Source organism: Paenibacillus mangrovi, assembly GCF_022898935.1.
Taxonomy (GTDB): Bacteria; Bacillota; Bacilli; order Paenibacillales; family Paenibacillaceae; genus Paenibacillus_AQ; species Paenibacillus_AQ mangrovi.
Map to the genome: position 1 here is coordinate 183032 of NZ_JALIRP010000004.1, position 15393 is coordinate 198424.

Here is a 15393-nt window from a genome sequence, read left to right on the forward strand (position 1 = left end):
ACTTATCCTTGAGAAAATGGGCTTTTTAGATAGTACCAGCGGAGCTTACACCACCCGTATTACGTTATTTTCGGTGCAGCGCGCATGCCGATGTAGCAATATACTGAACCGTCTGTCAGTGTGGAGAAAACCACAGGTATCAAGTCCTCGCTGGCGCCCACCCCGGCATACACCGACTCCGACACGGGGATAAGGATGATTTCCATCGGCGGAGGGGGGGCTTGCCTTCCGTCGAAGATTTCGTATCTCAAATGGAGTGTTCCGTTGTGATTCGTGACGGTCATGACGACTCCTTGACGCTTGTAAATGCCAACGAACGGCGTGATATCAACCATAGGCGACTGCATCACCGGTTCAAAGGCAGCGTCAGGCATTCTTGTTTCGGCCAATTCTTCGAACAGTTCCCGAAATAGAATCGACTGAAGCAAATCCGTGCTCCCACCGTTGGTCAACAAGGCAACGGCTACGCCGCGACCTGGGACAATACGCAAATACCCATTCTGTCCGATTGTGGCACCATCGTGTCCAAACACAGGGACACCGTTCCAGTCGTAAATCATCCAACCAAGCCCCCATCCTTCGTTGTGAGATGTCCACTTGTCAGGAGTTTCGGCCTCCAATCGATGCATGTCGGCGACCGTCTCAGAAGTCAACACTCGAGTACCGTCCGGCGCAACGCCGCCTTTGAGATACATCTGAGCCAACCGAACGAGGTCGGCAGCCGTAGCGCACAAAGCTCCGCCGCTGGGACCAGACGAACGTGGCAATAGGTTCCAGAATGGCGCTGGTTCCGGATCTTGACCATTCCCGCCTGCCAAGTGCCCCATCGCCGCCCGAAACCGCAGCACTTCCTCAGGCAACGTTACCGTACCGACTAGTCCGAGTGGAACGAGGAGTCGGTCTCTTAAGACATCGTCCCAAGACTGGCCCGTTACGACCTCGACGATACGGCCCAACACGTTGTATCCCACGCTGCTGTACGAAACGACCGTCCCGGGTGAGCTTTCCAGTCTCAGTTCCTCGCAGGCCTCGATGTAACGGGCTAAGCAGTCATCGCCGCGACCGGTGTCGATCATAAAATCACTAGTCATACCGCTAGTGTGATTGAGTAATTGACGTATCGTTATCGCTTCGGTTCCGGGGACAACAAGCTCCGGTAGTATATCCTTCACTGTTGCGTTTATATCTAGCTCTCCCGAATCGACCAGCTGCATCACCAGTGTAGCCGTATACACTTTAGTAATTGAACCGACCTGGAACAACGAATCCGTCGTTGCTTCCACGCCTGTCCCCCTATGCAGCAGTCCACTGGCTAACTCGTGAATTTCCCCATTAATGAGCACCGCTAGAGACGCACCTGGTACGTGGTAGGTTGTTCGCAGCCCATCTAGTCTCTTTTGCCAATGATCTAGGTTGAAGGTTTTCGTCGTATTTTCCATATCGATTTCCTCCATTGTTTTATAGATACCAACCAAAGGTATGATAATAGCTAAAAAAGATCTGCCTTTTAAGGCAGTTATAATCAGAGAAGATGCATAAACCTAACTTTTAATGCTTCTCGCTATAAGAACGATAAAACTCCTCATATCGCTCAATCATTTGCTCATCTAACAGGTCAATCCCTATTCCATTTAATAATTCCTGGAAGAAGCGGCACCTACGAACCATATCCTCGGGTGAGGCTTCGAAAATCATGGGGCTTAGCCATAAGTTACTGAGAAGCATCACTGTCTCACTAAGCTCCTTGGGATAGTTTGTTTTGATAGACCCATCTAATACCCCTTGTTCAATGATAGGCTGTATATAAATGGGCACAGCATCCTCAATTACGCTTTGTAGTTGGGCTGCCAACATCTTTGGATTTTTCAAGAGATTTGGCGCCGTGGACATCATCTCCAGTTGTGCAGGATCATGATTTAAAGAGACCCGGATTATTTGACGAAGCTTCTCAAGACCATTTAATCCCTTGTCATCCCGGACAGCAACCAATCTATCTTCAACGTCTTTGTAAAGTTGATTGAGAACCGCAATGATGATATCTTCCTTTGACTTGAAATGATGATAAATTGCCCCTTTCGTAAGCCCGCCGAGCCCCTCGATGATATCCTGTATAGATGTGTTTTCAATGCCTTTTTTTATAAACAGGTTTAGCGAAACGCTGAGAATCTGGTTTAGTGTTTCTTCTGGATATTTATTCCTTGCCATCAATACGTCTTCCTTTCATACATTCGGTTGGTATGTTTATAAGATAAAGAATTCCTTTGAAGTTGTCAATCAGAGAGTTTTGGGGCTTCAGTAAGGAAACTGTCCAAGATGCTTCCAAAAACTGCAAAGAAGCTCCCCTATTTATCTACGGAAGAGGAGCTTAAAATGCTACTACGTCATCCCTTACCCTCAATCGTTCAAAGAGATGTTGTCTAGGCATGTCGATTCAATGCGAAGAAAGCAGGGTATCGATGATTTACTTTTCATCAAAACACCGTTACATGTACTGTTTCAATATCTCCTGCAGCTTAAGCGCGAGTCCGATCTTACCTTCGACCTTCAGTGACCCGGTCATAAATGCCATCGTTGTGTTCAAATCGTTCTCGAGCAGCTTGTGAAAATTCTTTTCCGATAGTGTTAACGTGCAGTCGGCTGCCCCTGAAGCTTCTTCAAATACAACCGCTTTGGCATTCTTAAAAGCAACCTGATATGTGCCGACATCACCGATGTTAAACTGGTAGACCGCATTCAGCGTTTCGATCGGCTCCGGCCTGGCATTCATCTTGTCTGCAAGCTGCTGAAGCTCCTCCTTAATGGTCATACAAGTCCTCCTTCATCATCAGTCTCATTCATATCCCGGTATCGGTTTTTCCAGCACACGGAACGTTCCTGTACCGAAAGCCAGCAGATCCCCGTTTTCTTTGCGGGCGAATGCTTGGGCTGTAATCAGCTTGCGGGAACTGTGAATCAGCTCCGCCGTCACCAGTACACGCCCTTCGGATGACGGTGCCACGTAGTTCATATTTAGCCCTACAGTGACGACGCTAACACCAGGTCTTGCAAGCATCACGATAATTCCCATTGCGGAATCAATGACTGATGCATGCATTCCTCCGTGCAGAATCCCGATCAGGTTCAGATGATGTGGCTGAATATCAAATGCGACGACAACTTGTTTTTCGTTGATCTCGACAATTTCGCAGCCGATAAAGTCCCAGAAGGTATTCTTTGCTGCCCGTTCCAGGCGCTCCAGATCTGGAAAATTACCGCCGGATACGTGATCCATATGTTTACACTCCTTCACAAATCCACCTTGGATTGATTCGCAAGCTTTTCGTTTTCTTCGTCGATCAGTTTCCGGCGGAGCACCTTGCCCACCAGCGTCTTAGGCAGAGAATCACGGAACTCGTAAATCTTCGGTACTTTGTAAACGGCCAGCCGCTCCTTGCACCAGCTCTTCAGCTCTTTCTCCGTTACGGTTGAGCCTTTGCGCAGTACGATGTAAGCCTTTACATTTTCGCCTCGGTAAGGGTCATTAATGCCGGCGACAACCGCTTCTTCCACGTCCGGATGTTCAAACAATACTTCTTCAACTTCCCGCGGATAGATATTGTAGCCTCCAGCAATGATCAAATCTTTCCGTCGATCTAGAATATAGAAGAAGCCTTCATCATCCATGCGTGCCAGGTCGCCGGTGTACAACCAGCCGTCACGAAGCGTGCGCTCCGTCTCTTCGGGCAGATTCCAGTAGCCTTTCATGACCTGAGGACCTTTGACGATCAATTCGCCGACTTCTCCGAGTGGCATTTCTTCTCCCGTCTCCGGATGGACAACCCGGGCAAGAGTATCTGGAAACGGAATACCGATCGATCCGGTTTTTCTCTTTTCCCAAATATTATTGGCATGAGTCACTGGCGAGGCTTCCGTCAATCCATAGCCTTCAATCAACTTCCCGCCTGTGATCTTCTCGAAACGCTCCTGAACCTCCACCGGAAGCGGCGCAGCACCGCTGATACAGATTTGGATGGACGAAAGATCAAAGCCGCTGACATTCGGATGATGAATAACGGCAATATACATGGTTGGAGCGCCCGGGAACACGGTCGGCTTTTTATTGTGGATCGTTTTCAGCACCTCATCAATTTGAAATCGCGGGATCAGGAGCAGCGTACCGGCATTATAAATCGCCTGATTCAGGAGAACTGTAAGGCCGAACACATGAAAAAATGGCAGTGCCGCCAGATAGACTTCTTTCGCTATTTGTGTACGGTAAAACCAGAGCTGTCCCTGAACGGTGTTGGATACCAGGTTCATATGCGTAAGCATGACGCCTTTGGCAAAACCGGTCGTTCCGCCCGTATACTGAATCAAGGCGAGATCATTTTCGGCATCAACCGGGACCTCAAACGGCGTTTCGGTTGAATTTTTTAGAAACTGGACAAATGACAGTACACGCTCGTTATATTCCACTTTGACGGCCATGCCGTCTTTTTTGGCCTTAATGGGATATAGCATATTTTTCGGGAATGGCAGGTAATCTTTCAAAGATGTGATGATCATACGTTCCATTGGGCGACGCTCCATCGCTTTATTGACCCGCTCCACGAGCGCATCTAAGGTCACGATGATTTTTGCTCCCGAGTCAGTCAGCTGATGTTCAATTTCGCGGGGGACATACAGTGGATTCGTCATCACCGCTATACCGCCTACAAGGAGTGTGCCGTAGTAGGCAATCACTCCTTGAGGGCAGTTGGGCAGCATGATGGCGACGCGGTCCCCTTTGCGAACGCCCAACTGGTGCAGGGCATTCGCAAAACGGTAAACCGATTTGAGCAAGCTTGAATAGGTTATTTTCTTCCCCAGAAAATCCAGCGCAATATGCTGGGGGTATAATGTCGCTGAATCGATCAAAAATTGGGCCACATTTTGCTTGGGATATTCGTAACTGTGCGGGACCTCTTCAGGATATTGATCTAACCATGGATTCATCGTCATCCAGGCCACCCCATCTCACATAATTACAAAACGTAAGCTTCTGCACTGATCACTTTCGCTGCAATTTCACGCTTGATGCCAAGTACGTTGATCGGCGTTTTGCGGGCAAGCTTTTTCAGTACCGACAGCTGCGTGCGGAGTGTATCTCCGGATTCCATGGCTGCCAGCACTTCCTTGGCCCAGTTTTCAATTTTTACAAATTCCTCATGAATGAACACCGTCGTCATGTGAATAGTAAGCTTCGCTTTGTCTTCGCCGGAGCGGTCAATGATCTTCTGCGTGCGGAGCAGCGCGCTTTCCATCGCAAATACCGAAATCATCATGTCAGCCAGATCGCTCAGGATTTCCTGCTGCTCTTCCAGCTTCATTTGATACTTCTGAACGGCCTGAGCGCCGCACATCAGGAAGATTTTCTTCGACATTTTGAGTAGATGCGCTTCTTGTTCAAGCGTTCCTTCAAACAGCTGGCTTGGAATCGGCTCCATCAGTTCGTTTTGAAGTGCCATCGCTTTTTGCATCAAAGGAAGCTCGCCCTTCATGGCTTTCTTCACCAGCGAACCAGGAATAAGCAAACGGTTGATTTCATTCGTACCTTCAAAAATACGGTTGATGCGGGAATCACGGTAATTGCGTTCCACACGGTATTCCTGGGTAAATCCGTAGCCGCCGTGAATTTGCACGCCTTCGTCAACGATGAAATCCAGCACCTCGGAACCGAACACTTTATTAATGGAGCATTCGAGCTGATATTCGGCTATCGCTTTTGCGGATTGGTACCCTACCTGTGGACTGCTGTGATCTACTTCAGCCAGACCCACATCAAAGAGGCCTGCAGTACGGTATACCATACTTTCGAGCACGAAAGCCTTCGTATTCATGTCGGCAAGCTTTTTGCCAAGAAGCGGGAAGGAAGAAATTTTGCGTCCGAACTGAGTACGTTCGTTGGCATATTCTGCAGCGAGCGCAATCGTGTCTTTGGATGCACCCACGCAGCCTGCGGCTAGTTTGAAGCGACCGATGTTCAAGATGTTAAAGGCGATCAGATGGCCCTTTCCGACTTCCCATAACAGGTTCTGGGCTGGAACTTTCACATCCTCCAGAATGAGCTGGCAGGTCGAGGAACCTTTAATCCCCATTTTCTTCTCTTCCGGACCGATACTCACACCTTCCATGGTGCGTTCCACGATAAAGGTGCTAAAATCTGTACCATTTACTTTCGCATACACAATAAATATGTCCGCAAAACCGGCATTTGTGATGAACTGCTTTGTTCCGTTCAATACATAATACTCGCCGTCATCCGTTAACATGGCTGTTGTTTTGGCGCCTTGCGCGTCCGAACCGGAAGAAGGCTCTGTCAGGCAGTAGGCCGCGATCTTTTCGCCGGTAGCTAGAAGCGGCAAATATTTTTGCTTCTGTTCTTCGGTGCCGAAGTACACGATTGGAAGGGTTCCAATCCCGACATGAGCTCCAATCGAGAGAGCAAAGGAGGAAGCTTTTGTCAGATTTTCGTTGATCAGCGTGGAGCTGGCCTTATCTAGGCCGAGACCGCCGTAAGCTTCAGGCACATCAGCGCCGAGGAGTCCCAGCTCGCCGGCTTTGCGCATTTTTTCCACCGTCAATTCATAGTTCAGCTTCTCAATTTCTTCATCATGAGGAATGATTTCTCCTGCAACGAAGTCAGCCGTCGTTTCGGCAATCATACGATGTTCTTCGGTAAAATCCTCAGGCGTAACGATTTGACTGAAATCGGTATCCTCAATAATGAAACTGCCGCCAACCACTTTGTTCATTGTTGTGCTCATGCTCTACCTCTCCTTTTTAGATGTTAAAATATACGGTGTTTACTCAGGATGAACTTCAAAAACGCCTGCGGCTCCCATTCCACCGCCAATACACATCGAAACGACACCATATCCTCCGCCCTGACGTCTGAGCTCGTTGATGAGCGTGGTCGTCAGTTTCGTTCCTGTACAGCCCAGCGGGTGACCAAGAGCAATCGCGCCGCCATTGACATTGACCTTCTCCTCATCGATGCCCAGCTCGCGGATAATATGAACGCACTGCGAAGCAAAGGCTTCATTGATTTCAAACAGCTTCACGTCGTTCTGCGTAATGCCTGCCATGTCCAGTGCTTTGGGAATCGCCTTCACAGGTCCGACACCCATAATTTCGGGCTCCACGCCGCTGAGTGCGAAGGAACGGAACGTAGCCAGCGGTTTCAGACCGAGCTCATCTGCTTTTTCCCGGCTCATCACCACGACTGCCGCAGCTCCATCACTGGTCTGCGAAGAATTCCCTGCGGTTACCGTTCCGCCGAGCTTGAACGCAGGTCTCAGCTTACCAAGCACTTCGACCGTTGTATCCGCGCGAACACCTTCATCCATTTGGAAGACAAAGGATTTGGCGTGTACTTTTCCATTGTCGTCCACGTGCTTCAGTTCAACTTGAACCGGAATAATCTCATCGTTGAATTTGCCTTCCGCGATGGCTTTAGCAGCCTTCTCATGAGAACGGGCAGCGAAGCGGTCCTGATCCTCTCTTGAAATACCAAAACGCTCCGCCACCTCCTCTGCGGTATGCCCCATACCTATATACACTTCAGGCATTTCCGCAACGAGCTTCGGATTTGGCGATATTTTAAAGCCGGTCATCGGCACATGGCTCATACTCTCGACACCGCCGGCGATCAAGACATCCGCATGACCCAGCATAATCCGCTCCGCTGCGAACGCAATCGCCTGCAGACCTGATGAACAGAAGCGGTTGATCGTCAGTGCAGGTACAGTTACCGGAAAACCGGCATACAGCGACATGATGCGGGCAAAGTTTAATCCCTGTTCCCCCTCTGGCATCGCACAGCCAATGATAATGTCCTCTACATCTTCCTTGCTCAGTCCCGGCGCGCGATCGATGACCGCTTCCAGGACTGCTTTCCCGAGATCGTCCGCCCGGGTTTGGGCCAAACTGCCTTTTTTGGCTCTGCCAATGGCGGTGCGGGCCATGGATACGATTACTGCTTCTCTCATTTCGATTTCACCCTCCCCTGGGATGTTAGTTTCGGAGTGCTTTGCCTTTGGTCAGCATATGATGCATACGCTGCTGCGTCTTTGGCTCACCACAGAGACTGAGGAACGCTTCGCGTTCCAGATCAAGCATATACTGCTCGGTGACGAGCGTTCCGGCTGGAACGTCGCCGCCGGCAAGCACATGCGCCAGCTTTTTGGCAATAAGCAGATCATGATCGCTGACATATCCGCCGCGCTTCATTTCAATGGCTCCAAGCTGCAGAACAGCTTTGCCTTCAGAGCCAACGACGCGGATCTTTTCTTCCGGAATCGGCTTGTAATTGGTATTCGCAAGACCCAGCACCGATTGTTTGGCTTCATAGATCGAAAAGTCCTGATTCGCAACGACACGATCTGAAGGACGGAGATATCCAAGCTTTTTGGCATCATAGCCGCTTGTAGATACCGTAGCCGTACCTACTGTTTGGAATATGTGATTAATGAACGGCTGCAGGTCTACGCCCTCCACATTCGCCTGCTGGCTTGAACGGAGTGCAAATTCCTTGCAACCCCCGCCCGCAGGGATCAAGCCTACGCCGACCTCAACCAGACCGTAATAGGTTTCTGCGGAAGCCACCACATGATCGGCCGGCATGCAAGCTTCGACGCCGCCTCCAAGGCACATCCGGTGAGGAGCGGCCACAACTGGCTTTTCAAAGCGTTTGACCTTATACATCGTATTTTGGAATAAATGAATGATATCGTTGATTTCGTCCCATTCTTCGTCCTGGGCTTCCATCAATAGAAGCATGATGTTAGCCCCTACGCAGAAATTGCGTCCCTGGTTGGCGATGACCATGCCTTTATAGTTCTTTCTGACTTCATCGAGGCTACGGGTGATCAAGCTCAGAATGTCTCCGCCGATCGCATTGTTTGGCGAATGGAACTCTAGGCATGTCACGTTATCACCTAGATCGATCAAGCTTGCACCGCTGTTGCCTATGATGACTTTGTTGCTCTCCTTCAGACTGCGTAAATTGATGATTTCGGGTCCAAATTCCACTTCCTTGTACTTTGAAGAACCGATATGAATGGAGTAGAGCTTCCCATCTCCTTTTTTATAGAAAGATGTATTGCCTGCTGAGATCCATTCCTTCACCCAAGCCGGAACGGTAAGGCCTTCCGTCTCCATACGCTCTACTGATCTCTGCAAACCAATGGCATCCCAGGTCTCGAACGGTCCGAGTTCCCAGGAAAAGCCCCATTTCATTGCGTCATCGATCTCTTGAATGGAATCCGAGATTTCACCGACCTTTTCCGCAGAGTAAATTAGTACCTGCTTCAAGATGTTCCATGCAAGATCGGAATAACGGTCTTTGCCTCCGATGAGTGCTTTCGTTTTCTCCTTGGCGCCTTTGGCCAGCTTTGCGGCTTCCAGTGAAGCGGATTTCGGCTTTTTCTGTGGAACGTACTCCATCGTTATCAGGTCAAGCGCAAGAATTTCGCTGCCGCCTTCGCCCTTTTTCTTCAAATAGAAGCCTTGACCCGACTTTTCACCCAGCCAACCTTTCTCTACCATGCTCTTCATGACGAGCGGCACGGAAAAGATGGATTGTTCTTTTTCATCCGAGACATTGTTGTACACGTTATCCGCGACATGCACGAACGTATCGAGTCCGACTAAATCCAGCGTGCGGAAGGTGGCGCTCTTAGGACGGCCCATGGCCGGACCGGTCACCGCATCCACTTCTTCAACTGTAAAGCCGTTTTCCGTCATTTCCTTCAGTGTTACCAGCAGTCCGTACGTCCCGATGCGGTTGCCAATGAAGTTCGGCGTGTCCTTGGCAAGCACGACGCCTTTACCCAGTACCTTTTCACAGAATCCCTTCATAAAAGTGACAAGTTCGGGATTCGTTTGCTGCCCGGGAATAATTTCGAGAAGCTTCATATATCTCGGAGGGTTAAAGAAATGCGTTCCCATGAAATGCTTTTTGAACTCCTCACCACATTCCGCCACCATATCGTTGATCGAAATCCCCGACGTATTGGAGCTGACGATCGTTCCCGGCGTCCAGACACCTTCGATTTTTTGCAGGAGCCCTTTCTTCACTTCCAGATTCTCCACCACAACTTCAATGATCCAATCCACCTGGGCAAGCTGAGACAAATGATCTTCCAGATTACCTGGCGTGATGCGGTCTGCGAACGAATTGTCAAAAAGCGGAGCCGGTTTGGTTTTGGCCAGTTTGGCGATCGCAGAAGCCGCTAGCCTGTTTCTTACGGCCGGATTTTCCAATGTTAAGCCCTTGGCTGCTTCTTCTTCCGTCAGTTGTCTAGGTACCATATCCAGCAGTAAGCACGGAATTCCGACGTTGGCCAGATGTGCCGCGATTCCGGAACCCATGATTCCAGAGCCGATGACGGCCGCTTTGCGAATGGATTTGTTCATTTTGTGCTTGCCTCCATTTCTAGTCCTTTATTGTGAGCGGGATGATCGCTGAACACGGAGAGCTCCAATATTTCCGCGATGTCCTTCGCTTTCACACGGTCTTCGATTTCCTTCATTTTCGTCCCGTCCTCCATCATGGTCAGGCAGTAAGGACAAGCGCTGCTAATGATGCTCGGATTCACTTCAAGAGCCTGCTCTGTGCGCGCCAGGTTCACGCGTTTGCCGGAGGTCTCTTCCATCCACATCATCCCTCCGCCTGCGCCGCAGCACATCGCGTTTTCCCGGGTGCGCTTCATTTCGACAAGTTCTACTCCAGGGATGGCCTTCAGCACATTGCGAGGCTGGTCATAGACGTTGTTGTACCGGCCGAGGTAGCAGGAATCGTGATACGTGATGCGTTCTTTCACTTCATGCTTGAGAGCCAACTTGCCCTCTCTAATCAATTGGTCGAGAAGCTGTGAATGATGAAGCACCTCAACCCCTTCAAGACCAAACTCCGGATATTCGTTTTTAAAAGTATTAAAAGTGTGAGGACACGCAGTAACGATTTTTTGAACGCCGTATTTCTCGAAAATCTCGATATTTTCCATGCAGAGCTGCTGGAAGAGCATTTCATTCCCCATCCGGCGCGGCGTATCGCCCGAATTCTTCTCCTCGTTGCCGAGAATGGCGTAATTGACGTCCGCTTCATTCAGCAGTCTGGCAAATGCCCGGGAGATTTTGCGGCTGCGAAGATCATAAGATCCCATCGAGCCGACAAAGAACAAATATTCAAAGCCCGGATTATCCTTGACCGTCGGTACTTTGATGCCTTCGACTTCCCCGCTCCAGTTGGCGCGGTCATTGCGGTTCAGGCCCCACGGATTGCTTTGTCTTTCGATATTTTGCAGTGCGCGCTGGCCTTCTGCAGGCATGCTGCCTTCCATGAGTACGAGATGTCTACGCAAATCGATGATTTTGTCCACATGCTCGTTGCCGACCGGACATTGATCTTCACAGTTGCGGCATGTTGTGCAGGACCAGATCTCTTCTTCGGTCATGACATCCCCGATCAGGTTCAATTCTTGCGGATTCTTCTCCTGATGGGTCCAGGTAGACTTTTGCCAGGCGAGCGTCGGTCGAATGTCCGTGATTCCATCTGTGTTCCAGACAGGTTCGCTGCTGGAGGAGGGTAACGTATGAGCGCCGCCTGCAGCAAAAGCAAATTCAGGCACGTATGGCGACTTGCCAGTAACGACGGTTCCTTTTTCCGTTAAATGGTCCCGAAGCTTGACGATCAAATGCATGGGTGACAACACTTTGCCGGTATTGGATGCGGGGCAGACATTGGTGCAGCGGCCGCATTCCACGCAGGCGTAAAAATCGATCATCTGCTTTTGCGTAAAGTCTTCGATTTTACCTACGCCGAAAGACTCCGCTTCTTCATCCTCCAAATCCAGCTTGCTGAGCTTTCCGACTGGTTCAGATCGTCCCAGAAAGATGTTGACAGGAGCAGTTATTAAATGAAAATGTTTGGACTGAGGTACATACACAAGGAATGAGAGCAGAATGAGCAAATGCGCCCACCAGAATACGTAGAAAAGAACTTGAGCGTAAGAAGCAGAAATGCCGCCGAAAATAGCCGCAATCAATGAAGAGATGGGTGCGTAGCCTGAGGCTTCCTGTCCAAGCCATACCCTTTCGAAGCCTAAGGAAAGTACGACAGACAGCATGAGGAAGAAAATAAAGAAGATGACCAAGCTCGGCTTCCAGCCTTTTTTGAGTCTTGCGAGCTTCTCACCGTACCGGCGGTAAGCCGCATAAGTGATTGCCACCAAAATGATGAACACGGTTATTTCCTGCAGCAGGCCAAATACTTCATAGGCAGGAAGCGGGAGATGTCCGCCGTTCGTCAGCCCTTTAATGATCAAATCCAGAGCTCCGAACTGTAGAATGATAAAGCCGTAAAAGATCACAAAGTGCATCACGCCGCTTCTCAGGTCTTTAAACAGCTTTTTCTGTCCGAATACCTGCGAAAGAAATTCACCCCACTTCCCTTCACGCTGCTTCCGAAAATCTGTCGGCCTGCCGAGCTTGACGTACAGGATCCGGTGGTATACGGCTTTGTAAAAGAGGTGGATGCCGTAACCTGCCACAGCGAGAAACAAAAGTAAGTTGACAATTTGCCACACCATTCGCGATCCGTCCTTCCTTAAAATAAATGTAATTCAATGACGGTTTTACTAATAGAAAGCGATTTCACATGGTGTTTAAAATCAAGATTTTGCAAAAATCGACCATCTGCTGACATTCACAAAATCCCCGTAACAAATCTTGTCTGAATCATTGACAACTTACATCGATTACCATAAGATTAAGAAAAAATGAATGAGTATTCATTCAGTCAATTGAATTCTAACACTGGGGTGGCCTGGATGACAAGCAGAAAATTGGAAAAATATGAGTTAATTTTGGATGCAGCATTAAAAGTTATAGCGGAGAACGGATTTCACGGCTCCCAAATTTCCAAGATCGCCAAGGAGGCTGGTGTCGCAGACGGTACGATATATCTATATTTTAAAAACAAGGAAGATATCCTTATTTCCCTGTTTCAGGAGCGGCTCGGAAATCTGGTCGGGATGTTCCACAGCAGCATCAAGGAGAGCAGTACAGCGGAAGATGCGCTGCGCAAGATATGCGAGATTCATTTTACCGAGCTTGAAAATAACGTGAACCTCGCCTATGTCACCCAGATTGAGCTGAGACAAAGCTCGCTCGAACTCCGCAAAGCCATCGGCCTTGTGGTGAAGCCTTATATTGAGCTTATTGAGCATATTGTAGAAAGAGGCATGTCGGAGGGTTCCTTCCGTCAGGACCTTGATTTGAAATTAACAAGACTGCTGATTTTCGGCGCCATGGATGAGGTAGTGACCTCTTGGCTGATCTCAGGCCGGAAATACTCGCTCTCCGCACAGGTCGACAAGACGGTTGAATTTTTCTTGAAAGGACTAAAATAAACCGTTTATTAAGTACTTTGCAAAAATCCCTAAAATGAGAGGAGCTTGCCAGATGAATATCTTTGTACTGCTGAAGCAAACCTTCGATACCGAGGAAAGAATTGTCATTCAAAATGGGGAAATCTCCGATGACGGCGTGAAATACGTGATGAATCCTTACGATGAGTATGCTGTAGAGGAAGCGCTGCTTCAAAGAGACCAGCATGGCGGCACAATTACCGTCGTTGGCGTTGGTCCGGACCGTACGGCTGAAGCCTTACGGACTGCTCTGGCGATGGGTGCTGACGAGACTGTACTGATCAGTAGTACGGGTCTTGAAACGGATGAGTATTCGGTATCCCGTCTGCTCGCGGCTTATCTCGGTCAACAGTCTTATGATCTTATTCTTGGCGGCAACTTCTCTGTGGACAGCGGCGGCGGACAGGTAGCGGTCAGACTGGCACAGCTACTAGACATTCCGCACACATCTTCCATCACCAAGCTCACCATTAACGGACAAAAGGCAACTTTGGAACGCGATGCCGAAGGCGACACGGAAACGCTGGAGGTCTCCCTCCCTGCTGTCTTTACAGCGCAACAAGGCCTGAATGAGCCGCGTTACCCTTCCCTGCCTGGAATTATGAAAGCCAAGAAAAAGCCATTCCATCAAAAGACGGCTGCAGATCTTGGCGTAAGTGACAGCGAAGTGACAGCGAAAACGAAACGCGTCTCCCTCTCCTTGCCTCCGCAGCGCCAAGCCGGACGGATTCTTCAAGGAGATTATGCCCAGCAGGCGGCTGAGCTGGTACACCTGCTCCGAACGGAAGCTAAGCTGATCTAATTCATTTTCAGCATGATGAATCGACATTCAAACGCCTTGCAAAGCATGAATCTACACATAAGGATTTCGCGAAATCCTGACCATATTAAGGAGGAATCTGGAAATGGGTAAAACGTATGTGGTAGTTGCAGAGGCCCGTGGGGGAAGCCTGCGTCAGGTTACTTTGGAAGCGATTCAGGCTGTTTCGATCGTCAAACAGGATGGTGACAGCACGGCAGGCGTACTGATTGGCTCGCAAATTACGCCGCTAGCCTCGGAGCTTGCAAACTATGTGGACGGTCAGGTTTACTCCATCGATCATCCTGATCTTGAAATGTATAATCCCGAAGCCTATTTGAATGTGATGAAAACCGTCTTTGAGCACGTAACGCCAGATGTGGTCGTGCTGGGCCATACCGCGCAGGGCCGCGACCTGGGTCCGACAATTGCTGCCCATATGGGTGCAGGCCAAATCTCCGATGTGACCGCCATTGAGAAAAATGGTAATGATGTGCTGTACACCCGTCCGCTGTATGCAGGCAAAGCCTTTGAACAAAAGCAGTTTACGGGCGGCACGCAGGTCATCACCGTCCGTCCGAATAATATCGATCCGGCGGCGGGGGCTTCTTCTCCCGCTGAAATTATCGAGCTGGAATATACGCCAAACGGTTCCCTTCGCTCCATTGTCAAAGACATCGTCCGCAAAACCTCCGGCAAGGTCGATCTGACCGAAGCCAAAATCGTCGTTTCCGGTGGTCGCGGCGTCAAAAGCGCAGAAGGTTTTAAGCCTCTCGAAGAGCTCGCCAATGTCCTGCATGGCGCTGTCGGCGCTTCACGCGCAGCGTGTGATGCCGGCTACTGCGACTATTCGATGCAGATCGGCCAAACCGGCAAAGTGGTGACGCCCGAAATCTATATCGCTTGCGGCATCAGCGGCGCGATTCAGCATTTGGCGGGCATGAGCCAATCCCGGATCATTATTGCGATCAACAAGGATCCGGAAGCGCCGATCTTCAAGGTCGCAGATTATGGCATCGTCGGAGATCTGTTTGAAGTCGTGCCTCTGCTGACGCAGGAATTCCGGAAGGTTTTGGTCTGATATCCTTAATAAACTTAAACTAGAAAGCATGTGGATGGGGCAGCGCATTCACATGTTTTTTC

12 protein-coding genes are annotated in these 15393 nt (G+C 49.6%); 3 read left to right on the top strand and 9 right to left on the bottom strand.

Features of this window, described 5'->3' with window-relative positions; translation table 11 throughout:
* Window positions 1-59 precede the first annotated feature (59 nt).
* The 9 genes from MUG84_RS11520 to MUG84_RS11560 form a co-directional block, all read right to left on the bottom strand.
* Window positions 60-1439 carry a serine hydrolase domain-containing protein gene (locus MUG84_RS11520; protein ID WP_244725162.1) on the bottom strand — a complete coding sequence of 460 codons (1380 nt, stop codon included), beginning with the start codon at window positions 1437-1439 and terminating at the stop codon, window positions 60-62.
* Window positions 1440-1548: 109 nt separating this feature from the next.
* On the bottom strand, window positions 1549-2205 hold the full coding sequence (locus MUG84_RS11525; protein WP_244725163.1) for a TetR/AcrR family transcriptional regulator: 657 nt from the start codon (window positions 2203-2205) through the stop codon (window positions 1549-1551).
* Window positions 2206-2482: 277 nt separating this feature from the next.
* Window positions 2483-2806 carry an SCP2 sterol-binding domain-containing protein gene (locus MUG84_RS11530; RefSeq protein ID WP_244725164.1) on the bottom strand — a complete coding sequence of 108 codons (324 nt, stop codon included), beginning with the start codon at window positions 2804-2806 and terminating at the stop codon, window positions 2483-2485.
* Window positions 2807-2830: 24 nt separating this feature from the next.
* Window positions 2831-3271, bottom strand: a complete 441-nt coding sequence (locus tag MUG84_RS11535) for a PaaI family thioesterase (RefSeq protein WP_244725165.1) — start codon at window positions 3269-3271, stop codon at window positions 2831-2833.
* Between the two features lie 14 nt (window positions 3272-3285).
* On the bottom strand, window positions 3286-4980 hold the full coding sequence (locus MUG84_RS11540) for an AMP-binding protein (RefSeq protein WP_244725166.1): 1695 nt from the start codon (window positions 4978-4980) through the stop codon (window positions 3286-3288).
* A 23-nt stretch (window positions 4981-5003) separates the two neighbouring features.
* Window positions 5004-6785 (bottom strand): acyl-CoA dehydrogenase family protein, encoded by a 1782-nt coding sequence (locus MUG84_RS11545; protein ID WP_244725167.1) that lies wholly within the window; start codon window positions 6783-6785, stop codon window positions 5004-5006.
* A gap of 39 nt (window positions 6786-6824) precedes the next feature.
* Entirely contained in the window at window positions 6825-8009 is a 1185-nt protein-coding gene (locus MUG84_RS11550; protein ID WP_244725168.1) for an acetyl-CoA C-acetyltransferase, read from the bottom strand.
* A gap of 25 nt (window positions 8010-8034) precedes the next feature.
* On the bottom strand, window positions 8035-10437 hold the full coding sequence (locus MUG84_RS11555) for a 3-hydroxyacyl-CoA dehydrogenase/enoyl-CoA hydratase family protein (RefSeq protein WP_244725169.1): 2403 nt from the start codon (window positions 10435-10437) through the stop codon (window positions 8035-8037).
* Window positions 10434-12611: a (Fe-S)-binding protein gene (locus tag MUG84_RS11560; protein WP_244725170.1), complete on the bottom strand. Its 2178-nt coding sequence runs from the start codon at window positions 12609-12611 to the stop codon at window positions 10434-10436. Before MUG84_RS11560 ends, MUG84_RS11555 begins: the two co-directional genes overlap by 4 nt.
* 240 nt (window positions 12612-12851) lie before the next feature.
* On the opposite strand from MUG84_RS11560, the gene MUG84_RS11565 reads away from it, so the two are divergent.
* The 3 genes from MUG84_RS11565 to MUG84_RS11575 all read left to right on the top strand — a co-directional run bounded on the left by MUG84_RS11565 (window position 12852) and on the right by MUG84_RS11575 (window position 15331).
* On the top strand, window positions 12852-13433 hold the full coding sequence (locus MUG84_RS11565) for a fatty acid metabolism transcriptional regulator FadR (protein WP_244725171.1): 582 nt from the start codon (window positions 12852-12854) through the stop codon (window positions 13431-13433).
* Between the two features lie 52 nt (window positions 13434-13485).
* Complete coding sequence (locus tag MUG84_RS11570; protein ID WP_244725172.1) at window positions 13486-14253, top strand: electron transfer flavoprotein subunit beta/FixA family protein; 768 nt, start codon at window positions 13486-13488, stop codon at window positions 14251-14253.
* Between the two features lie 103 nt (window positions 14254-14356).
* Window positions 14357-15331, top strand: coding sequence for an electron transfer flavoprotein subunit alpha/FixB family protein (locus MUG84_RS11575; protein WP_244725173.1), 975 nt, complete (start codon window positions 14357-14359; stop codon window positions 15329-15331).
* Window positions 15332-15393: the final 62 nt, after the last annotated feature.